Here is a 26,203-nt window from a genome sequence, read left to right on the forward strand (position 1 = left end):
CGAAATCAACATAACGGGTGGTTGTGGGCCAGGATGACGGCTGCGGCGTTGCGCGCCAAGGCCTCGACGACGACCTCGCGCGGGTAGACCGAGGTCTGCATCAGCGTGCCCCGGAACAACTCGACGATATCGAGCACGCGATGCATTGCATCCACGAAGACAACGGCAAAGACTTCATGTGGACGATCGCCCAGCAGCAGGCGCAGGTAGTCACACACGACATCCGGGGAGGTCAACGCGTCAGCTTCACGCACCTCGCGCGCCAGCAGTTGCAAGGCTTGCTGCACGACTGGCGAGCGAGAGTAGATCGAGCAGCTCATGGTGCAAGCCCCTTGGCCGCGCCAGGAAGGCGAACGGGAACGATCATGGACAGGGCTCCGGAAATAGAAAAGCCCCGAACGACAAATCGCACGGGGCTGGGTTGAGGAAGAGAAGTTGAGATGGACGTAAGGCGAAGGGGCTGCGCCTCGCAGGCACTGGCAGCCGACAGCTACCCGGAAGACCGTGCCCTCTCGACGGCGCCGTCCACGTGGCGCTTTACCAAGACGACTGTCAACATTCCGGCAACGAATGCGATTGCAAACGCGGCGAGGCCTTCAAGGGGCGAGTAGGTTTCGATCATCAAAATCTCCTTGTGATGGTGGCGAATGAAAGAAGGACGAGGGAGACCGAATGCCAGAAATCCCAGACGGCACATAGCCCGGCATGGCCTGTGCGCCAAACCGGGTGTCGAAAGTCGGGGAAAGTCAAGGCAGAGCCTGTTCTTGTACTGGCTCATCAAGGTCATATGTGGCTGAGATTTTCTGGAATCGCCAAAAGCTCGGATGGTCGTTCAAGACTGGCTGCTGGCCGTTAGATTTCAAAGGTGAGTCACCGCCGCTTGCGAAGCACGCCATTCACGCTCGACAAGCGCATTGGTCCGCTGTGTTGAGAGAACCGGCCAGTCAAAGCCGTCTTGCCCCACAAGCGTCACGAGCGACTGCTGTTCGCAGTGATCAATTGGTGCTCCGCACCTGTTGAAGTCCGTCGCCTCCTAGCCGGCGGGTGAACGCTTTAGGTAGCTCGAATAAGATGAACACTCAAGAGTCGACAGACCGCCCACGCCAGAACAGCACCATGCGCTACCGCCTGACACGATCCAGCAAGACCCGACGCGCTCAAGTCTTGACTCCGCCGCCGCTCGCGCGCCGGCTGGTCGGCTTGCTGTCCGGCCAAGGCGATTCATGGCTGGAACTTGGCTCGGGAGATGGGCGCATTGCCCAAGCTTGCTTGGACACGTGCAGCCCGAGTTCCTTTGTAGGCGTAGAGCTGGACAAGCGGTTGCTACGAGGCAGCCCGAGTGATACCCGAGCTGCCTTCGTCCACGGTGACGTGCTGTCGCCCGCGAGTCTTGCTGGCCTGCTAGGCGAGCAATTGTTTTCCAGGGTAACCGGCAACCCTCCTTACGGGATGCAGGCCCTCGGCCGCGATGCCCAGTCGCGTGTTGGCGAACTCTGCCCTGGCATCCCACAGATCATGGACTGGGTGCAGCTGGACCTGTACTTCATCCTTGAATCACTTGCGCGGCTGAAGCGGCCGGGTGAAGCTGCGTTCATTGTTGGCGCCCCAATCGCGGAAGACGTGAGGCTCAAAGCGTTTCGTCAAGCGCTGATGCTCGCGGCGAGCGAGGTCGAGTGCTACGACTTGCCTGTGGACGTCTTTGACAAGAAGGCGGAAGTACAGTCCTTCTTGCTGGTGGCCCGGTTCGGTGCGACCCGACTTAAGAGCGTTCGGTTGGGCAGGATGGCTGGTCAAGACCTTGACGTGGTAGCAGAGCGATGGATCAGCCCTGAGCAGGCGATCCAGCGGCTGGACCTTGCGTTCCACGAGTTCCAGGCGCTCAGTGCGACGCTTCACAGCCAGCGCGGCTGCCGCACGCTGGAGGATTTGGGTGCGACGGTGGTGCGGGGCAGTCGCACGCGCGCCCAGTTCGACGAACTGGGTATAGAGTCGTTCCACACTTCCGACTTCCCCCTGAAGGGCACCGAGGTGCGCTTTGCGCCTAGCCTCGACCACGGGTTTCAGTCGGCGGCGGCCAGCGACATCCTGCTGCCGCGGGTGGGCACCCGCGTCATGGACCGCCAGGCCTTGGTGGTCAAGGGCCAGCGGCACTACACCGAGGCTGTGTATCGGCTGCGCGTGCCGGCGCGCAGCCACGCTCGAGTGGCTGACTGGGTTCTGAGCGAAGCCGGCACCAGTTGGCGCCAAGCAGCGGCCAAGGGCTCGTGCGCCAAGCACATCACCGTCGGGTCGCTGATGGAAATGCCGGTTCCGGCTCGCCCGTAGGCGGGCGTTCAAAGCGAGTCGATTTCGTACCAGTGGCGTCGATGGACGCCGTGGGTGCGATCAGGCTTGCGCACCGGATGGTCGAAGATCGGCGACAAGATGTCGTGATCCAGGCGGAACAGCGCTGCGCCCAGGGCCATGGGCTTGGTCCCAAAGGGCGCAACCGACAGGCGGTTGGTTCGGCCAGACGCCATGCCGGCGTGGGCGTCCTTGAGCAGCATGTAGGCCGCGCGCGGGTTGTTGGCGCCGCAGTACAGCACCGTAGTGTTCTGGCGCTCCAACAGGCTCGAGTTGGCCATGAGCGCGTGCAGGTCCCAGCTGGGCTGGAACGGCGGGACGCCGAACACGATGCTCACCTTCTCGTAGAAATGGCCGTCGTCGGCATCGAGTACCCGCATCAGACGGTCCCCTTCGAAGCCCAGAAAGGCCACGAGGTGGGCCTTGTTGGAGCTGCTGAGGAGCCGCGTGAAGGGCGGCAGTTGAAGGTTGCCTAGGAACTTTTCACTGAGATCGAAGGCGTTGCCGGGCACTACCGACATGTTCTCTTCGCGTTGCTTGTAGCCCTTGGGCTCGACGTAGAAGAAACCACAGCGCGGCCGACCGTGCTGCATGCGGTAGGCGCTCAGCACATAAAGGATTTCGGGGAACTCCATGGTCGTCGCATCTAGCACGAGAGACTGCGCGCGAAACTTGCGAAAAAGGTCCTCAAGGTCATCGACCCGGAAAGTCTCATCACCCACCGTCAAGGTGAATTTGATTGGGTCGTAGCGAACCTGGTAGCTTTTCTGGGCCGCGGCACGCGTCAGCGCCGCTGAATGGCGGCTACGGTCGTCCAAGTCGTCTCGCCCATAGAAGCCGACGTCGAACTTGCCGACGTCACCGGCCTCCAGCTCGCTCACCACATCCTGTCTGACGAATTGCATGCGGCAGCCTCAGAACAGGGTCATGGCATCGTCGCCGCTAGGATCCTGGTCGGCCGGATCGACAAGCTGCTTGAGCACGACCTCGTACTGGGCCGTGGACTGGCACAGCAGTATGTCGGCGTGCGGCGCCCTCAAGGTAACCTTGCGGCGCTTGCGGTAGCTGATGTTGAAGTGGGGGGCGTAGATCGGGTTCAGGATCAGATCGGACTGGGCGATGTCGTAGTCCGCCTTGTTCTTGGTGTCCTTAGCTTCGTAGAGCACCGACCAGATCTTGGCTTCACGCAGCAGCATTTCGGCCTGAGTGGACAGGTTGGCACGGTCGGCGTTGTCGATGGAGAAGTGGTTGACCTCGGGCTCGCTCTGGCTGCGCCGGCGGTTGAAGGCCTCAAAAATGCGGCCTAACCGTCCCGTGATCTCCAGCAATTTGCTGCCATGGGAGCCGAGTTGCAGTATGTCTTGGAACAGCTTGTCGGACACTTGCTTAGCGGCGGTCGCCTGGGTTTCCACGTCGACCTTGAGCTGACCCGAGACCTCATTGCCGCTCTGGCGCTTGTAGGCAATCGAGAGCGTGGCGTGGCACAGCGCCTGAAAAAAGCGCAAGTTGGGATCGGCCATCATGCAAAACCGGTCGAACCCTGCGTAGTTGATGTTCGGCCGGCGCGGCAGGCCCGCATAGAGGTGGAAGAGGCAGCCGTGCAGATTGTTGTCGATCCAGCCGCCAACTTTGAAAAAGGCGTCGCTGTCTCTTGGGTTGGCCACTGCCGCGTAATACTGGGACAGGAGGTCCTTGTCGATCTGGCTGCGCCGGTTCAACAGGGCGCCCATGACGATGCTGGCCTGAGGCTGGGTCGAGCTAATGAGATCGTCGGGATTAACCTTCTTGTCCAGCCCCTGCAGCACCAAACCCTTCTGGATCATCTCGCGCAGCCTGCGCCGCAGCGACGGGTCCTGGACGACTTCGCGGGCGATGCTGGCCGCGCTGCAGCTGGGCAGAATCTCCCGGACGCATCGCAACACCTGGTCGCGGTAAGCCTTGGACAGTCGGTGTGCAAGGTGGCGCTGATCGTGCAACAGGGCAGGCTGGAACAGGGGGCAGTCGAATTTGCCTTGGCCCTGGGTTACACGCAACAGGAAGAGTTCAGCGGCGAGCAGTTCAAACTCTCCCTCCACAGACAGTTCCTTGTCCAGGTCGATAGTGCGCAGGTCGTGGCCTTCAACGACACGCTCGTCGCTACTGGTCTTGAAATCGACAACGGCCTGTTTTTTGTGTGCGATGTGCACGACCAGGCGTGAGCTGGGGTGCTTGATCGCATCGCACACCACCTCGCGGTGCTCGCTCTGCAGGTTCTCGAACTCGTCGATGAAGGCCCGAAAAGCAAACTCGGCCAGCTGGGGAGACGACGCCGCCACATCCTGGGCGAATCGCGGCACCACGGATGTGAAGGAAACGAAGGACGGAATCGGGCTGTGTTTGGGGTTGCGGACCCAGGACTCCAGTTCCACGAGTTTCAGATCAAGCTCAGCCTCCAGCGAGCTGACGTGCCGGTCCGTCAGCCCGAGCTGCTTAGCAAGCGCCGGGCTGAGCCGGGGATCCCCCACGGCGATCGGACCATTGGCAAACCGTGCCGATCCGATCGAGTCTAGCGACTGGCAGGCATCCTTCAGCAGGTTGAGCGCCACATAGTGGGAGAACGCCAGCTTGGCTTGGTACGGGCCCAGCCATTCCGGAATCATCAAGCCGCAAAAGCCGGTGTCTGGACGCAGGTACAGCCCAACGGTCTTCAGCTCTGATTGGGGAATGTCATCGCGGTTCGAATCGAACGACGAGCCGTGGCTGAAGTAACGGATGAACATCGTCTTGCCGCAGCCGCGGCCGCCCAAGATCCGCACCGAGCCTTGGTCGGCAAAGATGCTAATGCGCTGAAAAAACGGCGGGACGATGAACTGGGAGAAAAGCGAACCGGGCGGAAGGTAGTCCGCCCGGTTGTTCAGGAAGGGATCGGCGATCGCGGTCATCTCGGGCTCATCGGGTCAGGAGGTTGTGCCACGTGGGCGAGGACCTGTGCATGATTGGCAACGTGTTGTTCGGCGTCGCATGGTGAAAACCGACTAGCAACTCGAGAGCGAAGGCAGCAGGCGAGCGGATGCCGCCGCGCGTGCACATCTTTTCCATGTGGGCGCGCACATCGACCACCGTGTTCATTCTGTCAATGGCCCAAATGAGCGGCTGCTTTGCGTCGCTCCTGAAAAAGCGATGCGATTCGCCGAACACCTCGACCGGGCAGACCTGCAGCCACGGACTTTCCTTGGTCAAGTGCGCCAGCCCCGACTCAAACGCAGCCAGCGGGCAGTAGATCAGGCCGTGCTTCTCAGAGATCGCCTTCAGATTGTGGACGGTCGAATAAGTCTCCATCTGAGTACCGGTCCCCAGCATGTCGTCGATGAACACCAGGCATTTCACGCCAGCGGGCTGATTGGCGATGGCGCTAGACAAGCAGGTTAGCGAGGTGTTGACCCCGCCAAGGCGGTGCAGCTCGCGCATCAGCACGGCGCCACTCTTGCCAGGCTTCTCACCCTTGGGGTCATCGACCTCCACGAAGCGCAGTGGATGGCTCTTGCCGCCGCGCTCCAGCGACATGATGAACTCGTCGACGCTGGGTATCTGCACGCCCAGTCTGCGCAGCTCACAGGGCAGGATGCACTGCAGGATGTGGTCGATGGCGCTGCCGACCATCTGCTCGGAGCGGAACGTGAGGTTTTCCAAAAGCCGCGCTGCCAAGTACTGATCTTCCTCGCTCAGCAGGTTGGACAGCCACTTGTCAAACTGGGTCTCGGTGATGCCAGTGACGATGTTCTTCAAGAGCAGCAGGCGGAAGCGCCTCTCGACTTCTTCGAATAGGCCCGCGTGCGCCTCGGGCACAAAAAACGCCATCCATCTCCTCTACAGGGCCCAGGCTCCGGGCGCAGTTGCGTCGTGCCCCGGCCGGGCGCTGAGGTCGCGCGGCTGAAGCACTGGAATTTGTAGGGCCAGTCTACGACTTGTCCCTAGTCTCGCCTCTTAGCGGTCCTATGCCCCGCAAGAGGCGTTAAATCCACCCCATGTTGTCGGGTCGTCCTTCCGATGTAGAAGCAGTGGACGCGCGCGGCAGTCATAGTTTACGCATGTGCTGATGATCTTTTTGATGCGTGCATAGCGCGTTCTCGTCGTTCTTGACCGGCTCGTAGACAAAGCTGCCCGGCGAGACGTTGGCCACGCGCATGGCATTTCGCTGGCCGCAGCTTGACAGTCGCATTAGCTCTGGCATCAGCTCATGTCGTCGCGCAAGGCCGACTCTAGAAGCCCCCGCCCAGACATTCAACACGTCAGCAATCGCTGGCGAAGCAGTCGTAGATCCTCTCAAGCCAGCCGGCAAGTCCCCGCGCGAACTCGAGGTGCTGGTCGGCGAGGCCTTCAGGATGCAGGGCTTCCGCGTGCTGGCGGATTCGTGGTGACGTCGGGCAAGTTCAGCGGCGACGCTCAAGATTTTGCGCAGGGACGAAACGTCAAGCTCGTCGACGGTGCTCGGCTCTTCGCCCTTGTCCGGCAGGCCAAGAGTTCGCTATCCGCCCCACGCGAGCCCGAACCGGAGAATAGGCCCCAGCCGGAGTGGATGCCTGCGCCGCAGCCATCGTGCCCATCTTGCGGGGCGGAGATGATTAAACGCACGGCGAAGAAGAGAAAGAACGCTGGGCAGAACTTCTGGGGATGTGCAACCTATCCGACGTGCCGCGGCGTGCGCGCCACTGGCGAGATCGGCTTAGCAGCGGGCGGATGTTCGAGAAGTTCAGGCAAGCAGTCTGCAAATTCCCGCTGAATCCTAGACATCGCATTCGCGCACAGTTGATCGCCCGTCAGTACGGCCAGTGTCATGCCAGTCATGGTGGTCAGGCCGTTCGAATTGCGTAGTAGTTGCCGCGCGAGCACGGTGGGGAAGCCATCGGCCGACCGGTTCAGGGCGTGAACACCTCCGTGAACGAACGAGTTCAGCGCAGGCCAGCTCACTTCCTTGAAGTGAGACAGCATCTGATGCGCCGCGGCCTGTGCCCTGCCCTTCTTCACCAGGTCATTGATCATGTCGCTTGCACCCGGCAAATTCTTGGCAGCCCGTTCGCTCTCCTGCACCAGCGGCGCCAGCATCTTGTCCACCGCGGAATCGGGCGCGGCATACAGCAGCCAGATGGCGCGCGTCAGCGCTTCAAACTGCAGGCGCACGAGACCTACCGCCGACACGGCAAGTGCGAGAGACATAAGCGCTTGGACAGCCTGTCCATGCTCTATCGAGACCAGACACATTCCCACGGCGGCTTGAGACCGCGGCGCGCCGTGAAAACCGTCATCGCCTAGGATCTCGAATATGCGATCCTGCAGCGCCTGAGAGCGGCCGAGCATTTGCAACAGATCGGGCGCGACATTCGAATGTGTTGTGAGGTCCATCGATTCGGGGATCGTAGATCACGAGCGTCGATCCTCGGCCATCGACGACTCGAGCTAACAAATGGTGAGCAGCGACTGGAGATGATTGATGTTGCTCCGCGTTGACTCGGAATGCCTACATAGTGCCTACACGCGGCCAAGAAAGCAAAAAGCCCAACCACGAATGGTTGGGCTAAGTACTTGATCCTTAAGGGGAAATCTGGTGGCCTGGGGCGGAATCGAACCACCGACACGCGGATTTTCAATCCGCTGCTCTACCAACTGAGCTACCGGGCCTTGGTATGGAGCCTTCGATTATACAGCGCTTCTGCGCCCTCTTGAAAGATCGACACCCAATTGTTTGAGTTTTCGATAGAGATGGGTGCGTTCCAGGCCGGTCTTCTCGGCCACGCGGGTCATGGAGCCGTTCTCCATCGCCAGGTGGAACTCGAAGTAGGCCTTCTCGAAGCCATCGCGCGCATCGCGCAGCGGGCGGTCGAGGTCGAAGGTCTGGTTGGCGCGCGGGCCGGCTTCGACAACGAGTGCCGCGGTCGGTAGCGGCAGCAGGCCGTGGTCGCCAGTGGTGGTCACCGTCGCCGCGAAGTGGCTGGTGGTCGGCACCACACTGGCGGCGGCGCGACGCGCGCTCTCGCGGGCCAGGCCCTGCTCCACGGCCTTCAGCAGCTTCTGCAGGGTGATGGGTTTTTCAAGGAAGGCGAAGGCGCCGATGCGCGTGGCGTCGACCGCGGTGTCGATGGTCGCGTGGCCGCTCATCATGATGACCGGCATGCTCAACAGGCCGGCGGTCGACCACTCCTTGAGGAGCGTGACGCCATCGGTGTCGGGCATCCAGATGTCCAGCAGGACAAGATCGGGCCGGGCACGCTGCCGTGCGGCGCGCGCTTCGGCCGCGTTTTCGGCCAGTTCGACGTTGTGACCTTCGTCGTTAAGGATCTCGAATAGCAGGTCTCGGATGCCCAGCTCGTCGTCGACGACAAGAATGTTTGCCATGAATGCTTCGGGTGTGCGCGCTCAGGCGACAGTGGTAGGCGAGTGTTCGTCGGGTGTTGCGGGGGTGGCCGGCTGTTCAGCCGCCAGCGCGAATGATAGCGAGACTTGCGCCCCCACTACAGCCCCCTCCGCGACGCGGTTGGAAAGTTCGATGCGTGCACCATGCTCGTCGGCGATCTTCTTCACCACCGCCAGCCCCAATCCGGTGCCCTTCGACTTGGTGGTGACGTAGGGCTCGAAGGCGCGCTTGAGGATGTTCTCGGCAAAGCCATGGCCGCTGTCCTGCAGCGTCAGGCGCACGCGCTTGCCCGTGTCGTCGAGGCGGGTGCGGACGATGACTTCGCCACTGCCCTTGCCGCCCTGCGCGACCTCGGTGGCATCCTGCGCGTTCTGCAGGAGGTTGTGGATGACCTGCCGCAGCTGTTGCGCGTCGCCGCGTATGGCCGGGCAGCGCGGGTCGAGTTCGGTGTGCACCGTCACGGTGGGGGCCTCGGTCTCGTAGAGGCTCAGCACATCGACCACGACTGCGTTGAGGTCCACCGGCTTCAACTCCGCGGCCGGCAGGCGCGCATAGTCGCGGAATTCGTTGACCAGCCGCTTCATCGCATCGACCTGGTCGACGATGGTCTTGACCGACTTGTTGAGGATCGCCTGCTCCGGCGCTTCGACCTTGCCGTTGAGCTTCATCTGCAGGCGCTCGGCGGAAAGCTGGATCGGCGTGAGCGGGTTCTTGATCTCGTGCGCGAGGCGTCGCGCCACTTCGCCCCAGGCTTGGGCGCGCTGGGCCGACACGATCTCGGAGATGTCGTCGAACACCAGCAGCCGCGCGCTGCCCGGCAGCTCTGCGCCGCGGGCGACGATGTTGATGGTGTCTTGCGCCATGCCCCCGCCCGGCGGGTGCAGTTCAAAGGCGTGCTGCCAATGGTCGAGGCCGTGTTGCAGATGCTCGACCTGGAAGTCGTCGAACTGCTGCTGCACGTCTTGCGCAAAGTCGGTGAGCCCGGGCACTGCGGCCAGCCGCTGGCCCTCGAAGGCCGCCAGCGGCGCCCGCAGCACGCGCGTGGCGCCAGGGTTGGTCTGGAGCACCGTGCCGCGTGCATCCAGCACGATCACGCCGGAGGTGAGGTTGTCGAGGATGGTCTGCAGGTTGCCGCGCGCCGCCTCGAGCTCGCCCATGGTCTTCTCGACGGCGCCGCGCGCATCCGCCAACTGCTGGGTCATGACCGCGAAGGAACGCGTCAGTCCGCCGAGTTCGTCCCGCGTCTGCAGCACCGTGGTGGGCCGCAGGTCGCCGCCGGCCACCTGTCGCACGCCGTCGGCCAGCACCAGCAGCGGTCGCGCCAGCTGGTTGCCGAAGAGCACCGCCAGCAGCACCGCGCCAAACACCGCCAGGAACAGGCACAGCGTCAGGGTGCCGATGTACATGCGCCGCAACCCGCCTCGCGCCAGGGCGCGCTCCTGGTATTCGCGATTGGCCTCCTGCACGGCCAGCGCATTGGCCACCACGGCGGGCGGAACTGGCCGCGTCACCTGCAGGAAGCGCGGATCGGTGCTGAACTCGAAGCCAGGCCGCTGGACAATGGTGAGCGCGCGCACCGTCGCGACCGGCGGCGTGGCGCCCGGCGGGGTGGCCTCGTCCAGCCCCTCGATGTGCGCCACGCCGCGCTCGGTGCGTGCCTGGCGGAACTGCAGCGGCGTCGGCCGCTCTGGATTGAGCTGGAAGCGCGAGGTGCCGGCGCTGGCCACGAGCTGGCCGCTGCCGGTCCAGAGCACGGCATCGCTCGCGCCAAGCTGGTCGCGGATGCGCTCCAGGACCAGGCCGGCGCTCGTGTCGGGAACCTCGGCCAGTTGAACGCTGGCCGCACGCGCCTTGCTGGCCAGGTCTTCGGTCAGTGAATCGAGTGTGGCCCGGCCCAGGTTGAGGCCCGCATCGAGCGCGCCCTCGACCTTGACGTCGAACCAGCTCTCGATCGATCGCGACATGAAGTTGTACGACACCACGTAGATCAGCGCCCCCGGCACCACGCCCACCAGCGCGAAGATGGCCGCCAGCTTGATGAGCAGGCGGCTGCCGAACTTGCCGAGCCGCAGTCGCTGGATCAGCCGGAACGCCACCCAGACCAGCACCAGCAGCAGGAAGATCGCGACCACCACGTTGATGCCGAACAGCAGCGCGTAGTTGCGTTCGTAGAGCGCCCGGTTGTTGGTGGCCTGCGCCAGCAGGAACATCATCACCAGCCCGATGGCGGTGATCGCCGCGGCGCCGACGCCCATGGCCCAGCGCACGGCTTTCGTGCGGCGCGTGTGGTGAGTGTGCTGGGTGTTGCGGCGGTCGTCGCGCGGCGCCTGTCCCGGGCCCGGGGTCACGGCGACTTCCCTACCGACAGCTTGGCGCTGCGTTCCACCGCGATGTTCCAGTCGGCCTGGCCGGCCAGGCCGATCTGGAAGGGCCGCGGGAGCTGCGAAGTATCGAGCCGGAACCGGAACTGGACCGGATGGACGGCGTCCTCGCCGATGTCGCTCACGTCGCCCATGCGCATGCGGCCAACGCGCTTGACCGCATCCAGCGCATCGGACAGCGTGTCGAAGTTCTGGTTCAGCGTCGCGCCGAAACCGGCATTGGTGATGGGCACGGGGGACACGTTGAGACGCCAGCGGCGCGTGAGGGGCTGGTAGGCCAGACGCATGTAGCGGGCCACCTGGGCCACACGGGCGTCCGTCCAGTACCAGCGCTCTCGGTACAGCTCTGCCTCCGCCACGAAATAGACGGCGATGCCCTTGTCGAGCACCTCTTCCACGAGCGTTGGCAATTCGAACTGCACGGCAGCCGTGAGATACACGCCGTCGCCGCTGCGTTCCAGCTTCATCAGGGTGACCTCGGCCGCCTCCGCGGCCGCCGGGGCCGGCAACCCGCCCAGGAACACCATCCACACGGCCCAGATCCAGGCCGCGATCGGCCAGCCACGCCGTCTAGCGGGCAGGCTTCTCGAGCAAGGCGTAGAAGAAACCGTCGTGTTCACCCAACCCATTGTCCGGGACGCCACGCGCATTGCCGCCGCTTTGAGGCAGCAAATGACCTGGCGAAGGCCGCAAACGGGCATCGGTGTTGTGTGCAAGAAACGCCTCGATTTGGTGCGAACCTTCCTGTTTAAACACCGAACAGGTGCAATAAAGAAGGCGTCCGCCGGGCCGGACCAGCGGCCACAAAGCCGCCAGAAGCATCGCTTGCTGGAGGGCCAGTTGCTCGACGTCGCTCTCGCGGCGCAACCAGCGCACGTCGGGGTGGCGCCGCACGATGCCGGAGGCGGTGCACGGCGCGTCGAGCAGGATGGCGTCGAAAGGCTGGCCGTCCCACCACTTCTCGGGGCGGACGGCATCGGCCACCAGCACGTTGGCGCGCAGGTCGAGGCGGGCCAGCGTCTCGCCGATGCGACGGCTGCGGGCGGCATCGATCTCCAGCGCCGTGACCTCGATGGGCGCGTCGCCAGCGTATTCCAGCAGGTGCGCGGTCTTGCCGCCGGGCGCGGCGCAGGCGTCGAGCACGCGCAAGGGCTCCGAACCGTTGGGGCGAAGACCGTCGAGCAGCAAGGGCGCGGCGAGTTGCGCAGCGCTGTCTTGCACCGAGAACTCACCCTCGGCAAAGCCTGGCAACTGCGTCACCGGGCGCGCACGCGCGAGTTGCACGCCGTTCGCCGCCACCGGGGTGGCCTCCATACCTGCGGCCGAGAGCGCCTGCAGGTAGAGGGCTTGCGAAGTCTTGCGCGTGTTCACGCGCAGCGTCAGCGGCGGGTGCAGGTTGTTGGCCTCCAGCACGCGCTGCCAGTCGCGCGGGTGGTCGCGCCGCAGCCGTTCGATCCACCAGCGCGGATGGTTCCACTGCGCCACCGGCTCGTGATTGGTGGCGGCCACCAGGTCGTCGCGCTCGCGCAGGAAGCGGCGCAGGCAGGCATTGATGAAACTGCCCTGCGCCCGTGTCGCCGGGTCGCGCTTGGCCGCCTCGACCGCCTGGTCGACCAGCGTGAAAGGTTCGTAGGGCGCGTTGTCGGCGTCCCAGGCCAAGGCCAGCGCCGTGCAGAGCAAGGCATCGGCACCGGGCGGGGGCGTGCGCTTGGCGAGTTGGCGTCGCAGTGCCTCGGCACGGCCCAGCCAGCGCAGCGCCTGAAAGCCGAGCGCTTGCACGCCCGGACGCAACGCAGGCTCGACCGCCTCGAAGGCGGCGCTGCCGGAGGTCCCGGCGCGGATCGCCGCGAGGGCCTGGGCGGTCAGCTGCAACTGCCGCCACAAAGGTGGACCCAGATGGGGCGGCGTCGAACTGGAGGGGGGGTCGGTGAGGTCTCGCAAGCGGTTGATGGTAACCATGAAAGCAGCTACACCAGCGGCATCGCGCGGCGCAAGCCGAACATCAGCGCCATCAGCATCGCCGGGAACTGGGCGATGGCGGCGTTGTAGTTCAACACCGCCTGGTTGAACTGTCCCCGCGCGATTTCGGGCGCGGCAGAGGGCTCCGGCCAGGCGATGGGCGCGGCGACCGACACGACCGCGGCATCGTCGCCTGGGCCGCCCAGGGGCGCCGGCCGCGACAGCGTGCCATCGGCCTCGAAGACCATGTCGGAGTCCCCGTGCTGCCGCCGCCAGGCCGACAGCATGACGTGCAGCGCGGTTCCCAGCGCCGCCATCGGCTGCGGGTCCAGCGGACGCTTGCGGGTCGCGGCCAGCATGTTGCCGAACTGCCGGGCTGCCGCGCGCAACGACGCTGCACTGGTCAGCTCGCCCGGGCCAAAGGCACCAGGCTCGGTCTGGATCACATGGTTCTGAACGAAATCGAGTTGGCGCATCAGGGCGGCGTCGAGCGCGCCATAGGCCTGCAGCGCCGTCGAGCGCAGCCGCACCAGCCGGTTGTGCGCGCCGATGAACCAGAACAGCGCCACCGCGCCGGCGATCCACCAGGGCCAGCCTTCAGGCAGGAGATTCATGAGGTAGTTGTATGGGGCAATGAAAAACGCCCCCGATCCGCGCGAGCGAAAAGGGGGCGTCTCTATCCGGTCATGGGGTCATGGCCGGGTTCCGCTGGCGATCACTCGCTGGCGGCAGCGGCTCCTTCGCCGGCATCCGCGGTGGCCGTGGCGGCCTCCTCGGTGCTGGACGCGCTGTCGCCGGCCAGTTCCGCGGCTTCGGACTCGGCGATGGCGCGGCGCTCGGCCTCGTCCATCTGGTCCTTGACCTTGCGGGCCTGGTGGTAGGCCATGCCGGTGCCTGCAGGAATCAGGCGGCCGACGATGACGTTTTCCTTCAGGCCGCGCAGCTCGTCGCGCTTGCCCATGATCGCGGCTTCGGTCAGCACGCGCGTCGTTTCCTGGAACGAAGCGGCGGAGATGAACGAGTCGGTCGAGAGCGATGCCTTCGTGATACCGAGCAGCAGGTTGGTGAACGTCGCGGGGATCTTGCCTTCGGCGCGCAGGGCGTCGTTGGTGTTGAGCATTTCGCTGCGTTCGACCTGTTCACCCGAGATGTAGTTCGTGTCGCCGATGTTGTCGACCACGACGCGGCGCAGCATCTGGCGAACGATCACCTCGATGTGCTTGTCGTTGATCTTCACGCCTTGCAAGCGGTACACGTCCTGCACTTCGTCCACGATGTAGCGCGCCAGTTCTTCCGAACCCAGCAAGCGCAGGATGTCCTGCGGATCGGCCGGACCGTCGACGACGCTTTCGCCCTTGTTCACCACCTGGCCTTCGTGCACCAGGATGTTCTTTTCCTTGAGCACCAGCTCTTCGTGAACGGTGCCTTCCGGATCGGTGATCTGCAGGCGGACCTTGCCCTTCGTTTCCTTGCCGAACGACACGGTACCGGTCATCTCGGCCAGCGTGCCCTTGTCCTTCGGCGAACGGGCTTCGAACAGCTCGGCCACACGCGGCAGACCGCCGGTGATGTCGCGCGTCTTCTGGCCTTCGACCGGGATGCGGGCCAGCACTTCGCCGGGGCCCACGTCCTGGCCGTCGCGGATCTGCACCAGCGCGCCGATCGGGAAGCCGATCGTCACCGAGTGGTCGGTCCCCGGGATCTTCACTTCGGCGCCGGAGGCGTCGATGAGCTTCACCTGCGGACGAACCACCTTGGCAGCGCCGCGGCGCTTCGGGTCGATCACGACCAGGGTCGACAGGCCGGTCACTTCATCGACCTGCTTCGCCACCGTCAGGCCTTCCTCGACGTTCTCGAAGTGGGTCTTGCCGGCGAATTCGGTGATGATGGGTCGGGTCAGCGGATCCCAGTTGGCGAGCACGTGGCCGGCCTTGATGGTCTGGTCGGCCTTCACCGTCAGCGTGGCGCCGTACGGCACCTTGTGACGTTCACGCTCGCGGCCATGCTCGTCGTGGATGATGATTTCGCCGGAACGCGAGATCACCACCAGCTCCTGCTTGGAGTTGGTCACGTAGCGCATCGTGGCGTTGAAGCCGATCGAGCCGTTCGACTTGGCTTCCACGCTCGAGGCGATGGCGGCGCGCGAAGCAGCACCACCGATGTGGAAGGTCCGCATCGTCAGCTGCGTGCCGGGTTCACCGATCGACTGCGCGGCGATCACACCGACGGCTTCGCCGATGTTGATCAGGCCGCCGCGACCCAGGTCACGGCCGTAGCAGGTCGCGCAGATGCCGAAGCGCGTGTCGCAGGTCAGCGCGGTGCGGACCTTGACTTCGTCGACGCCTTGCGCTTCCAGCTCTTCGATCGTGTCTTCGTCGAACATCTGGCCGGCGTTCAGCAGCACGGCACGGTTTTCCGGGTGCAGCACGTCTTCCGCCGCGGTACGGCCGAGGATTCGGTCGCGCAGCGACTCGATCACTTCACCGCCTTCGACGATCGCGCGCATCAGGTAGCCACCGTGCGTACCGCAGTCCTGCTCGGTCACGACCAGGTCTTGCGTCACGTCGACCAGACGACGGGTCAGGTAACCCGAGTTCGCGGTCTTCAGTGCCGTGTCAGCCAGACCCTTTCGGGCACCGTGGGTGGAGATGAAGTACTCCAGCACGTTCAGGCCTTCGCGGAAGTTCGCGGTGATCGGCGTCTCGATGATGGAGCCGTCCGGCTTGGCCATCAGGCCCCGCATGCCGGCGACCTGGCGGATCTGCGCGGCGGAACCGCGAGCGCCCGAGTCGGCCATCATGTAGATCGAGTTGAACGATTCCTGCTCGACTTCCTTGCCATGGCGGTCGATGACCTTCTGCTTGGACAGCTTGGCCATCATGACCTTCGACACTTCATCACCGGCCTTGCCCCAGATGTCCACCACCTTGTTGTAGCGTTCGCCGGAGGTGACCAGACCGGACACGTATTGCTGTTCGATCTCCTTCACTTCCTTGGCCGAGCGATCGATGATGCCGTGCTTTTCAGCGGGCACCAGCATGTCGTCGATGGCGATCGAGATGCCGGCCTTGGTCGCCAGACGGAAGCCGTTTTGCAACAGCTTGTCGGCGAACACGACGGTCTCTTTCAGGCCGCACTTGCGGAACGAGACGTTGATGAGCTTGGAGATTTCCTTCTTCTTCAGCGCCTTGTTGATGTTCGCGAAGGGCAGGCCCTTGGGCAGGATCTCGGACAGCAGCGCGCGGCCCACGGTCGTGTCGATGAGCGAGGTCGACGGCGTGAACACGCCGGTTTCCTTGTCCTTCGAATACTCGGTGATGCGGACTGCGATCTTGGCGGTGAGTTCGACCACGTTGGCGTCGAGCGCGCGCTGGACTTCACCGATGTCGGAGAAGACTAGGCCTTCGCCCTTGGCGTTGATGCGGTCGCGGGTCGTGTAGTACAGGCCCAGCACCACGTCTTGCGATGGCACGATCGACGGTTCGCCCGAAGCCGGGAACAGCACGTTGTTGGAGGCCAGCATCAGCGTGCGGGCTTCCATCTGTGCTTCTACCGACAGCGGCACGTGCACAGCCATCTGGTCACCGTCGAAGTCGGCGTTGAAGGCCGCGCAGACGAGCGGGTGCAGCTGGATGGCCTTGCCTTCGATCAGGATCGGCTCGAAGGCCTGAATGCCCAAACGGTGCAGCGTCGGCGCACGGTTCAGCATGACCGGGTGTTCCTTGATCACTTCTTCAAGGATGTCCCAGACCACCGGCGTACCCGATTCGACTTCCTTCTTGGCAGCCTTGATCGTGGTCGCGATGCCCATGGCTTCGAGGCGCGAGAAGATGAAGGGCTTGAACAGTTCCAGCGCCATCAGCTTCGGCAGGCCGCACTGGTGCAGCTTGAGCGTCGGGCCCACCACGATGACCGAACGGCCCGAGTAGTCCACGCGCTTGCCCAGCAGGTTCTGGCGGAAACGACCGCTCTTGCCCTTGATCATGTCGGCCAGCGACTTGAGCGCACGCTTGTTGGCGCCCGTCATGGCCTTGCCGCGGCGGCCGTTGTCCAACAGCGAGTCGACGGCTTCCTGCAGCATCCGCTTTTCGTTGCGCGCGATGATTTCCGGAGCCTTCAGCTCCAGCAGGCGGCGCAGGCGCGAGTTGCGGTTGATGACGCGGCGGTAGAGGTCGTTCAGGTCGGAGGTCGCGAAGCGGCCGCCGTCCAGCGGCACCAGCGGACGCAGGTCCGGCGGCAGCACGGGCAGCACTTCCAGCACCATCCAGTTGGGCTTGATGCCCGACTTGCGGAAGGCTTCCAGCACCTTGAGGCGCTTGGAGTTCTTCTTGACCTTGACTTCGGAGCCGGTCAGGTCGCCACGCAGGCGTTCGATCTCGCTGTCGAGTTCGATGCCTTCGAGCAGGTCCTTGATGCCTTCGGCGCCCATCTTGGCGACGAACTCGTCACCGTATTCCTTGCGCTTCGCGTCGTAGTCGTCCTCGGACATGATGTCGCGCTTCTTCAGCGGAGTCATGCCGGGGTCGGTGATCACATACGCTTCGAAGTACAGCACGCGTTCGATGTCGCGCAGCGTCATGTCGAGCACCAGGCCCAGACGCGACGGCAGCGACTTCAGGAACCAGATGTGCGCGCACGGTGCGGCCAGGTCAATGTGACCCATGCGCTCGCGGCGGACCTTGGTCTGCGTGACTTCAACGCCGCACTTCTCGCAGATGACACCGCGGTGCTTGAGACGCTTGTACTTGCCGCACAGGCATTCGTAGTCCTTGATGGGCCCGAAGATCTTGGCGCAGAACAGGCCATCGCGTTCGGGCTTGAAGGTGCGGTAGTTGATCGTCTCGGGCTTCTTCACTTCGCCGAAAGACCACGAACGGATCTTCTCGGGCGAAGCCATGCCGATCTTGATGGCATCGAAATGCTCATCCGGCGTGAACTGCTTGAACAGGTCGAGTAATGACTTCATGTGACTCTTTCCTTGTTGGCTTATGAGCGTTCGAGTTCGATGTCCAGGCCCAGGGAACGGATTTCCTTGACCAGCACATTGAACGATTCCGGCATGCCGGCTTCGATGGAGTGTTCGCCCTTGACGATCGACTCGTAGACCTTGGTGCGGCCGACCACGTCGTCGGACTTCACCGTCAGCATTTCCTGCAGCACGTAGGCGGCGCCGTAGGCTTCCAGCGCCCACACTTCCATTTCACCAAAGCGCTGGCCACCGAACTGGGCCTTGCCGCCCAGCGGTTGTTGCGTGACGAGCGAGTACGGACCGGTGGAACGGGCGTGCATCTTGTCGTCGACCAAGTGGTGCAGCTTCAGGAAGTGCATGTAGCCCACGGTGACGGGACGCTCGAACTGCTCGCCCGTGCGGCCGTCGTACAGGTACGCTTGCGTGCGGGTCTCGGTCAGGCCCTTGGCCTTGGCGATGTCGTCCGGGAATGCCAGCTTCAGCATGCCGCGGATTTCCTCTTCCGAGGCACCGTCGAACACCGGCGTCGCGAAGGTCGCGCCGCTTTGCAGGTTCTGAGCCATCTCCAGCACTTCGGCGTCGCTCAGCACGCTGAGGTCTTCCTTGCGGCCCGAGCCGTTGTAGAGCTGCTCCATGAACTTGCGCAGCTCGGCCACCTTGGCCTCTTGCTGCAGCAGGTCGCCGATGCGCTGGCCCACGCCCTTGCCGGCCCAGCCCAGATGCACTTCCAGCACCTGGCCCACGTTCATCCGCGAAGGAACGCCCAGGGGGTTCAGGCAGATGTCGCACGGCGTGCCGTCGGCCATGTGCGGCATGTCTTCGACCGGAACGATCTTCGACACCACACCCTTGTTGCCGTGACGGCCGGCCATCTTGTCGCCGGGTTGCAGGCGGCGCTTGACGGCCAGGTAGACCTTGACCATCTTGAGAACGCCCGCGGGCAGCTCGTCGCCTTGCGTGAGCTTCTTGCGCTTTTCTTCGAACGCGAGGTCGAAGCTGTGGCGCGTCTGCTCCAGCGAGTTCTTGATCGACTCGAGCTGCGAAGCCACGTCGTCTTCCGCCGGGCGGATGTCGAACCAGTGGAACTTCTCGACCGAATCAAGGTACGCCTTGTCGATCTTCGTGCCCTTGGCCAGCTTGTTCGGGCCGCCATTGGCAACACGGCCGGTCAGCAGCTTGGCGATACGGTCGAAGGCGTCGGCCTCGACGATGCGCAGCTGGTCGTTCAGGTCCAGGCGGAAGCGCTTCAGCTCATCGTCGATGATCTGCTGGGCGCGCTTGTCGCGCGTGATGCCTTCGCGGGTGAACACCTGCACGTCGATCACGGTGCCTTGCGAGCCCTGGTCCACGCGCAGCGAGGTGTCCTTCACGTCCGAAGCCTTCTCGCCGAAGATGGCGCGCAGCAGCTTCTCTTCCGGCGTCAGCGTGGTCTCGCCCTTCGGCGTGACCTTGCCCACCAGCGTGTCGCCAGGTTGCACTTCGGCGCCGACGTAGATGATGCCGGACTCGTCCAGGCGGTTGAGCTGTTGCTCGGCCAGGTTCGGGATGTCGCGGGTGATTTCTTCGGCGCCCAGCTTGGTGTCGCGAGCCATCACCACCAGTTCCTCGATGTGGATCGAGGTGTAGCGGTCTTCGGCGACGACGCGTTCGCTGATCAGGATCGAGTCTTCGAAGTTGTAGCCATTCCACGGCATGAAGCCGATCAGCATGTTCTGGCCCAGGGCGAGTTCGCCCAGGTCGGTCGATGCGCCGTCGGCCACCACGTCACCCTTGGCGATCTTGTCGCCACGCTTGACGATCGGACGCTGGTGGATGTTGGTGTTCTGGTTCGAACGCTGATACTTGATCAGGTTGTAGATGTCCACGCCAACTTCGCCGGCTTGCGCTTCGGCGTCGTTCACGCGCACCACGATGCGGGTCGCGTCGACGTAATCGACGATACCGCCACGGGTCGCCGTGACCACGGTGCCCGAGTCGACCGCGGAGACGCGCTCGATACCGGTACCGACCATCGGCTTCTCGGGACGCAGCACCGGCACGGCCTGGCGCTGCATGTTGGCGCCCATCAATGCGCGGTTCGCATCGTCGTGCTCCAGGAAGGGCACGAGCGAGGCGGCCACCGACACGATCTGCGCGGGCGACACGTCCATGTACTGGATGCGCTCGGCACCGACCAGGATCGATTCGCCGGCTTCACGCGCGGAGACCAGGTCGCCGGTCAGGCGGCCGTCCTTGTCCAGGGCCGCATTGGCCTGGGCGATGACGTACTTGCCTTCCTCGATGGCCGACAGGTAGTCGATGTCCATCGTCACGGCGCCATCCACCACGCGACGATACGGCGTCTCGATGAAGCCGTATTCGTTGAGGCGGGCGTACAGGGCCAGCGAGTTGATCAGGCCGATGTTCGGGCCTTCAGGCGTTTCGATCGGGCACACGCGGCCGTAGTGGGTCACGTGCACGTCGCGGACTTCGAAGCCAGCGCGTTCGCGGGTCAGACCGCCCGGGCCAAGGGCCGAGACGCGACGCTTGTGCGTGATCTCGGACAGCGGGTTGGTCTGGTCCATGAACTGCGACAGCTGCGAGGCGCCGAAGAATTCCTTCAGCGCGGCCGAGATCGGCTTGCTGTTGATCAGGTCGTGCGGCATCAGCGGCTCTTGTTCCGCCTGGCCCAGACGTTCCTTCACGGCCTTCTCGATGCGGGCCAGGCCGGTGCGGTACTGGTTTTCGGCCAGTTCGCCGACGCAACGCACGCGGCGATTGCCCAAGTGGTCGATGTCGTCCACTTCGCCATTGCCGTTGCGCAGGTCCACGAGAATCTTGACCACGGCCAGGATGTCTTCGTTGGTCAGCACCATCGGGCCGGTCGATTCGTCGCGGCCAACCTTGGCGTTGAACTTCATGCGGCCGACGCGCGACAGATCGTAGGTGTCCGGGTTGTAGAAGAGGCGCTGGAACAGGGCCTGCACCGCGTCTTCCGTCGGCGGCTCGCCGGGGCGCATCATGCGGTAGATGGCCACGCGCGCAGCGAACTCGTCGACGGTTTCGTCGATGCGCAGGGTCTGCGAGATGTACGCGCCCTGGTCGAGTTCGTTGGTGTAGATGACCTGGATGTCCTGCACGCCGGCCGTGCGCAGCTTCTTCAGCAGCGCTTCGGTCAGTTCGTCATTGGCCTTGGCCAGGATTTCGCCGGAGTCGGCGTCGACGATGTTGCGGGCGATGACACGGCCGACCAGGAAGTCTTCCGGCACGCTGATGTGCGTGGTTTCCGACTGCTCGAGTTCACGCGTGTGGCGTGCGGTGATGCGCTTGTCCTTGGCGACCACGACCTTGCCCGACTTGTCGGTGATGTCGAAGCGCGCCACTTCGCCGCGCAGACGCTCGGCGACGAATTCCATCTGCGCGCCACTGTCCATCAGGCGGAAGTTGTCGTTCACGAAGAAGTTCGCGAGGATCGATTCCGGGTTCAGGCCGATGGCCTTCAGCAGGATCGTCACGGGCATCTTGCGGCGACGGTCGACGCGGAAGTACAGCATGTCCTTCGGGTCGAATTCGAAGTCGAGCCACGAGCCGCGGTAGGGAATCACGCGGGCCGAGAACAGCAGCTTGCCGCTGGAGTGGGTCTTGCCCTTGTCGTGCTCGAAGAACACGCCCGGCGAGCGGTGCAACTGCGAAACGATCACGCGTTCCGTGCCGTTGATGATGAAGGAACCCTTCTCGGTCATCAGGGGCACTTCGCCCATGTAGACCTCTTGTTCCTTCACTTCCTTGACCACCTTGGACTGCGAAGTCGAGGACTCGCGGTCATAGATGATCAGCTGCACCTTGGCGCGCACGGCCGAGGCGAAGGTCAGGCCGCGGGTCTGGCATTCGCGCACGTCGAAGGCGGGTTTCGCGAGGTTGTACTCGAGAAACTTCATCTCGACGAAACCGTTGTGCGAGACGATCGGGAAGGCGGCGTCGAACGCGGCCTGCAGGCCTTCGACGGTGCGTTTTTGCGGGGCGATGCCGGCTTGCAGGAACGCGGTGTACGCGTCCTTCTGCATCTGCAGCAGGTAGGGGATTTCAACGACGCTGTCGCGGCTGCCGAAACTTTTTCGGATGCGCTTGCGTTCTGTGTACGAATAGGCCATGAGAGCTCCGGAGCTTGAGATCTTCAGCGACTTGGTTCGGGCGCAAAATGCACCACTCCTTGGCGGCTGGCCACTACCAGCCGTTGGCGGACGGTGATGCGTTGCACATCACCCGAACCAAGGGGTCTTCTGCAGTCGGGGTCAGAAGACACTCAAAAATCGTCTTGGAGAGGCGATTTGTGAGTGCGCTCTGAAAGCGCGAAAGGCTGGAGGGCCTTTTCAGGCGCCTCCAGCCCTTGAAGGGACTGAATTACTTCAATTCCACCTTGGCGCCAGCTTCTTCCAGCTTCTTCTTGGCGGCTTCAGCGTCAGCCTTCGACAGGCCTTCCTTGACGGCCTTGGGAGCGGCTTCCACCAGGTCCTTGGCTTCCTTGAGGCCCAGGCCGGTGATTTCGCGAACTGCCTTGATCGCCGAAACCTTGTTCGCGCCAGCTTCCATCAGCATGACGTTGAACTCGGTCTTTTCTTCGACGGCAGCAGCAGCGGCACCACCACCACCAGCAGCCGGAGCAGCCATTGCAGCGGCGCTCACGCCGAACTTCTCTTCGATGGCCTTGACCAGGTCGTTGAGTTCCAGGACCGTCATGCTGTCGAGCGCGGTCAGAAATGCGTCTTTATCGAATGCCATTTTTGTTTCCTAACAATTGGGTTGAATGTTTCAAACACAAGCGCTTCAAGCGGCTTGTGCTTCGGCCGGAGCCGCTTCTGCCGGTGCTTCGCCACCACCACGCTTTTCCGCGAGTGCCGCGAGAACGCGGGCGGTGCGGGAAATGGGGGACTGCATCAAGCCCAGCAATTGCGCCAGCAGCACTTCCTTGGAAGGGATGTTGGCCAGTTGCTTCACGCCTTCGACGTCCAGGGCCTTGCCACCGAATGCGCCACCGCGGATGACCAACTTGGCGTTGGTCTTCGCGAAATCGGCCACCACCTTCGCGGCGGCCACAGCGTCTTCGGAGAAGCCATAGATCAGCGGACCGGTCATCTGGTCGCCGACGATCTCAAACGCGCTACCTGCGACAGCACGGCGTGCCAGCGTGTTCTTCAACACGCTGAGGGTCACACCCTTGCTGCGCGCTTCGGAGCGCAGTTTGGTCATATCGGCCACCGTGATGCCACGGTATTCCGCCATCACGAGCGTTTGAGCTTTTGCGGCGAGGCTGGTCACATCACTGATGACCGCTTCTTTCTCACTGCGATTCAGACTCAAGGTCTACTCCTTTTAATGCAACCGTCGGCCGGGGCCTCGGATTGCGCTACATGCAGCGACCAACTGTTTGGAAACGAAATTCCTTGCAGCGGGATCGCCATCTGCGCTGATCGCTTCTCGCGCGGGAGAGGCAATTAAGAACGGGCTGCCCTGTTCACCAGCGGTCTTGGATGGCCCGCAGCGACCGTTGACGGTTGCTGCGACCCACCACATCGCCCTGCCGTTTGACCGGCGGGGCAAATACTTTCAGCCTCAGGCCGAGATGGTCTGCGTGTCCACGCGGACACCCACACCCATCGTCGACGACACAGCCACCTTGCGCAGGTACACACCCTTGCTCGACGCCGGCTTGGCCTTGACCAGCGCTTCGATCAGCGCAGCCAGGTTGCCTTGCAGCTTCTCGGTGTCGAACGAACGACGGCCGATCGTGCCGTGGATGATGCCGGCCTTGTCGACGCGGAACTGGACCTGGCCAGCCTTGGCGTTCTTGACGGCGGTGGCAACGTCCGGGGTCACGGTGCCAACCTTCGGGTTGGGCATCAAACCGCGCGGGCCGAGGATCTGGCCGAGCGTACCGACGACGCGCATGGCGTCCGGTGCCGCGATGACCACGTCAAAAGGCATGTCGCCAGCCTTGACCATGGCAGCCAGGTCGTCCATGCCGACGATGTCGGCGCCAGCGGCCTTGGCTTCTTCAGCCTTGGCGCCTTGGGCGAACACAGCCACGCGCTTGGTCTTGCCGGTGCCGTTGGGCATCACGACCGCGCCGCGAACCACTTGGTCCGACTTCTTGGCGTCGATGCCGAGTTGCACGGCCACGTCGATCGATTCGTCGAACTTGGCGGTAGCGGCTTCCTTGACGATGCCGATGGCATCGACCAGCGGATACAGCTTGGTCGTTTCAACCTTGCCAGCCAGTGCTTTTTGCTTCTTGGTGATCTTGGCCATTTACACGCCCTCCACATTCACGCCCATCGAGCGGGCCGTACCGGCGATGGTGCGAACTGCTGCGTCCATGTCGGCCGCGGTCAGGTCCTTCATCTTGGTCTTGGCGATTTCCTCGAGCTGAGCGCGCGTGATCTTGCCAACCTTGTCGGTGTGCGGACGGGCCGAGCCCTTGTCCAGCTTGATGGCCTTCTTGATCAGGACGCCAGCGGGCGGCGACTTGATGATGAAGGTGAAGCTCTTGTCGGCAAAAGCGGTGATGACCACCGGCAGTGCCAGACCCGGCTCGTAGCTCTGCGTTTGCGCGTTGAACGCCTTGCAGAACTCCATGATGTTCAGACCGCGTTGGCCCAGTGCGGGACCGATCGGCGGTGAGGGATTGGCCTTACCAGCTGGCACTTGCAGCTTGATGAAGCCGACGATTTTTTTCGCCATGCTTTGCTCCTTGCGGGTGATAACGCCGCGCACTTGGCAACGGCTCCCCGGGGTTGACGACTCTTTCTTCTACGTTCCTTGCCGAGTCGGTATGCAAGGAAACCAGGAACCAAATGACCCGCCGGGCGGGATTTGGTTCCCCTCGTAACTTATTTAAGTCTTCTCGACTTCGGCGAAGCCCAGCTCCACCGGCGTGGCGCGTCCGAAGATCATCACGGACACGCGCACCTTGTTCTTCTCGTAGTTCACTTCTTCGACGGTGCCGTTGAAGTCGGTGAACGGGCCTTCCTTGACGCGCACGAATTCGCCCACGACGAACTCCACCTTGTGGCGCGGCTTCTCGGTGCCCTGCTGCATCTGGTTGACGATGTCCTCGACTTCCTTCTGCGAGATCGGCGCCGGACGGTTCTTGGCGCCGCCGACGAAACCCGTCACCTTGTTGGTGTGCTTCACCAGGTGCCAGCTCTCGTCGTCCATGATCATTTCGACCAGCACGTAGCCCGGGAAGAAGCGGCGCTCGGTGGTGCGCTTCTGGCCGTTCTTGATCTCGACCACTTCTTCGGTCGGCACCAGGATGCGGCCGAACTTGCTCTGCATGCCGGCGCGGTTGATGCGCTCGGTGATGTTGCGCTCGACCGCCTTTTCCATGCCCGAGTAGGCATGGACCACGTACCAGCGCAGGTCCGGGTTGGCCGGGGGCGGCAGGGCCGAGGTCGCTTCAGACGAAACTTCAACTTCTTCGGTCATTACTTTCTCCAACCCAGAATGAGGTCAAAAAACACCCATTCGAGGGTCTTGTCCGTGAGCCAAAGGAAGATCGACATGATCACCACGAAGCCGAACACATAGGCGGTCATCTGGATGGCCTCCTTGCGGGTCGGCCAGACCACCTTCTTGACTTCGCGCCACGAGTCGCGGCCAAAGGCGAGCAACTGCTTGCCGTTCTCGGAACTCGCGAACACGCCGACGGCGGCAGCCAGGCCCACCAGCAGGGCGATCCACTGGACCACGCCACCCTGCTTCGAGAGCAGGTAGAACGCGACAATGGCGCCCACCGCCAACACCACCGCCGCAGCCAACTTGGCTTTGTCGGCGCCGGTGCTCACGGTTTCAATTTGAGTAGTAGCCATCTTGGGCAGTGTTTCCTGTGGCCTCGCGGCCTCTATTCATTGCGGCGTCTGTCAACGCCGAAGCCCGTCGTGGTTGCGACGGGCTTTTTTCCTGGTTCCAGTCGCCACCTTCAGGTGGCAGGGGCAGTAGGAATCGAACCTACAACCTTCGGTTTTGGAGACCGACGCTCTGCCAATTGAGCTATACCCCTACGGCAAATTCCTTAGACGTCCAGGATCTTGGCAACCACGCCCGAACCCACGGTACGGCCGCCTTCACGGATGGCGAAGCGCAGGCCCTCTTCCATCGCGATCGGGTTGATCAGCTTCACGGTGA

21 protein-coding genes and 2 tRNA genes are annotated in these 26,203 nt (G+C 63.4%); 2 read left to right on the forward strand and 21 right to left on the reverse strand.

Going from position 1 to position 26,203, the window contains the following annotated elements:
• Positions 1-5 precede the first annotated feature (5 nt).
• The gene (locus WKW79_RS33475) at positions 6-320 is read right to left on the reverse strand and encodes a JAB domain-containing protein (protein ID WP_340339554.1); all 315 of its coding nucleotides are present in this window, start codon (positions 318-320) and stop codon (positions 6-8) included.
• Positions 321-1,116: 796 nt separating this feature from the next.
• Here WKW79_RS33475 and WKW79_RS33480 point away from each other — a divergent pair.
• Entirely contained in the window at positions 1,117-2,325 is a 1,209-nt protein-coding gene (locus tag WKW79_RS33480) for a hypothetical protein (RefSeq protein WP_340339555.1), read from the forward strand.
• Positions 2,326-2,333: 8 nt separating this feature from the next.
• Here the strand turns inward: WKW79_RS33480 and WKW79_RS33485 are convergent, their stop codons facing one another.
• From WKW79_RS33485 to WKW79_RS33495, 3 genes are read right to left on the reverse strand one after another with little or no spacing between them, the layout of a single operon-like run.
• Positions 2,334-3,248 (reverse strand): hypothetical protein, encoded by a 915-nt coding sequence (locus WKW79_RS33485; RefSeq protein WP_340339556.1) that lies wholly within the window; start codon positions 3,246-3,248, stop codon positions 2,334-2,336.
• Between the two features lie 9 nt (positions 3,249-3,257).
• Entirely contained in the window at positions 3,258-5,264 is a 2,007-nt protein-coding gene (locus WKW79_RS33490; RefSeq protein ID WP_340339557.1) for an ORC-CDC6 family AAA ATPase, read from the reverse strand.
• Positions 5,265-5,271: 7 nt separating this feature from the next.
• Positions 5,272-6,180 (reverse strand): phosphoribosyltransferase-like protein, encoded by a 909-nt coding sequence (locus WKW79_RS33495; RefSeq protein ID WP_340339558.1) that lies wholly within the window; start codon positions 6,178-6,180, stop codon positions 5,272-5,274.
• A gap of 379 nt (positions 6,181-6,559) precedes the next feature.
• Here WKW79_RS33495 and WKW79_RS37125 point away from each other — a divergent pair, with 379 nt between their 5' ends.
• Positions 6,560-7,102: a topoisomerase DNA-binding C4 zinc finger domain-containing protein gene (locus WKW79_RS37125; RefSeq protein WP_422824007.1), complete on the forward strand. Its 543-nt coding sequence runs from the start codon at positions 6,560-6,562 to the stop codon at positions 7,100-7,102.
• Here WKW79_RS37125 and WKW79_RS33500 read toward each other — a convergent pair.
• From WKW79_RS33500 to WKW79_RS33580, 17 genes are all read right to left on the reverse strand, one after another.
• Positions 7,003-7,722 (reverse strand): DUF6988 family protein, encoded by a 720-nt coding sequence (locus tag WKW79_RS33500; protein WP_340339559.1) that lies wholly within the window; start codon positions 7,720-7,722, stop codon positions 7,003-7,005. The genes WKW79_RS37125 and WKW79_RS33500 overlap by 100 nt on opposite strands.
• A gap of 200 nt (positions 7,723-7,922) precedes the next feature.
• Positions 7,923-7,998: transfer RNA gene (locus WKW79_RS33505), tRNA-Phe, on the reverse strand.
• 18 nt (positions 7,999-8,016) lie between these two features.
• A complete protein-coding gene (locus tag WKW79_RS33510) occupies positions 8,017-8,712 on the reverse strand; it encodes a response regulator (protein WP_340339560.1) in 696 nt (231 codons plus the stop codon).
• A gap of 21 nt (positions 8,713-8,733) precedes the next feature.
• Positions 8,734-10,986 carry a sensor histidine kinase gene (locus WKW79_RS33515; protein WP_422824009.1) on the reverse strand — a complete coding sequence of 751 codons (2,253 nt, stop codon included), beginning with the start codon at positions 10,984-10,986 and terminating at the stop codon, positions 8,734-8,736.
• An 89-nt stretch (positions 10,987-11,075) separates the two neighbouring features.
• Complete coding sequence (locus WKW79_RS33520; RefSeq protein WP_340339572.1) at positions 11,076-11,639, reverse strand: DUF4390 domain-containing protein; 564 nt, start codon at positions 11,637-11,639, stop codon at positions 11,076-11,078.
• A 43-nt stretch (positions 11,640-11,682) separates the two neighbouring features.
• Positions 11,683-13,008, reverse strand: coding sequence for a 16S rRNA (cytosine(967)-C(5))-methyltransferase RsmB (gene rsmB / locus WKW79_RS33525; protein ID WP_340339573.1), 1,326 nt, complete (start codon positions 13,006-13,008; stop codon positions 11,683-11,685).
• Positions 13,009-13,079: 71 nt separating this feature from the next.
• On the reverse strand, positions 13,080-13,685 hold the full coding sequence (locus WKW79_RS33530; protein WP_340339561.1) for a LemA family protein: 606 nt from the start codon (positions 13,683-13,685) through the stop codon (positions 13,080-13,082).
• A gap of 101 nt (positions 13,686-13,786) precedes the next feature.
• The gene (gene rpoC, locus WKW79_RS33535) at positions 13,787-18,037 is read right to left on the reverse strand and encodes a DNA-directed RNA polymerase subunit beta' (protein WP_340339562.1); all 4,251 of its coding nucleotides are present in this window, start codon (positions 18,035-18,037) and stop codon (positions 13,787-13,789) included.
• A gap of 20 nt (positions 18,038-18,057) precedes the next feature.
• A complete protein-coding gene (gene rpoB, locus WKW79_RS33540) occupies positions 18,058-22,170 on the reverse strand; it encodes a DNA-directed RNA polymerase subunit beta (RefSeq protein WP_340339563.1) in 4,113 nt (1,370 codons plus the stop codon).
• A 250-nt stretch (positions 22,171-22,420) separates the two neighbouring features.
• A complete protein-coding gene (gene rplL, locus WKW79_RS33545) occupies positions 22,421-22,798 on the reverse strand; it encodes a 50S ribosomal protein L7/L12 (protein WP_340339564.1) in 378 nt (125 codons plus the stop codon).
• A 45-nt stretch (positions 22,799-22,843) separates the two neighbouring features.
• The gene (rplJ, locus tag WKW79_RS33550; protein WP_340339565.1) at positions 22,844-23,377 is read right to left on the reverse strand and encodes a 50S ribosomal protein L10; all 534 of its coding nucleotides are present in this window, start codon (positions 23,375-23,377) and stop codon (positions 22,844-22,846) included.
• A gap of 252 nt (positions 23,378-23,629) precedes the next feature.
• Positions 23,630-24,325 carry a 50S ribosomal protein L1 gene (gene rplA, locus WKW79_RS33555; protein ID WP_340339566.1) on the reverse strand — a complete coding sequence of 232 codons (696 nt, stop codon included), beginning with the start codon at positions 24,323-24,325 and terminating at the stop codon, positions 23,630-23,632.
• Positions 24,326-24,757, reverse strand: coding sequence for a 50S ribosomal protein L11 (rplK, locus tag WKW79_RS33560; protein ID WP_019658337.1), 432 nt, complete (start codon positions 24,755-24,757; stop codon positions 24,326-24,328).
• Positions 24,758-24,910: 153 nt separating this feature from the next.
• Complete coding sequence (nusG, locus tag WKW79_RS33565) at positions 24,911-25,504, reverse strand: transcription termination/antitermination protein NusG (protein WP_340339567.1); 594 nt, start codon at positions 25,502-25,504, stop codon at positions 24,911-24,913.
• Positions 25,504-25,887, reverse strand: a complete 384-nt coding sequence (secE, locus tag WKW79_RS33570; protein WP_340339568.1) for a preprotein translocase subunit SecE — start codon at positions 25,885-25,887, stop codon at positions 25,504-25,506. Before secE ends, nusG begins: the two co-directional genes overlap by 1 nt.
• Before the next feature lie 115 nt (positions 25,888-26,002).
• Positions 26,003-26,078 (reverse strand) — tRNA-Trp (locus tag WKW79_RS33575).
• A gap of 12 nt (positions 26,079-26,090) precedes the next feature.
• Positions 26,091-26,203: EF-Tu C-terminal domain-related protein (locus WKW79_RS33580; protein WP_479694199.1), on the reverse strand; the 113-nt coding region annotated here is incomplete at its 5' end.

This window comes from Variovorax robiniae (genome assembly GCF_037889955.1).
Classification (GTDB): domain Bacteria; phylum Pseudomonadota; class Gammaproteobacteria; order Burkholderiales; family Burkholderiaceae_C; genus Variovorax; species Variovorax robiniae.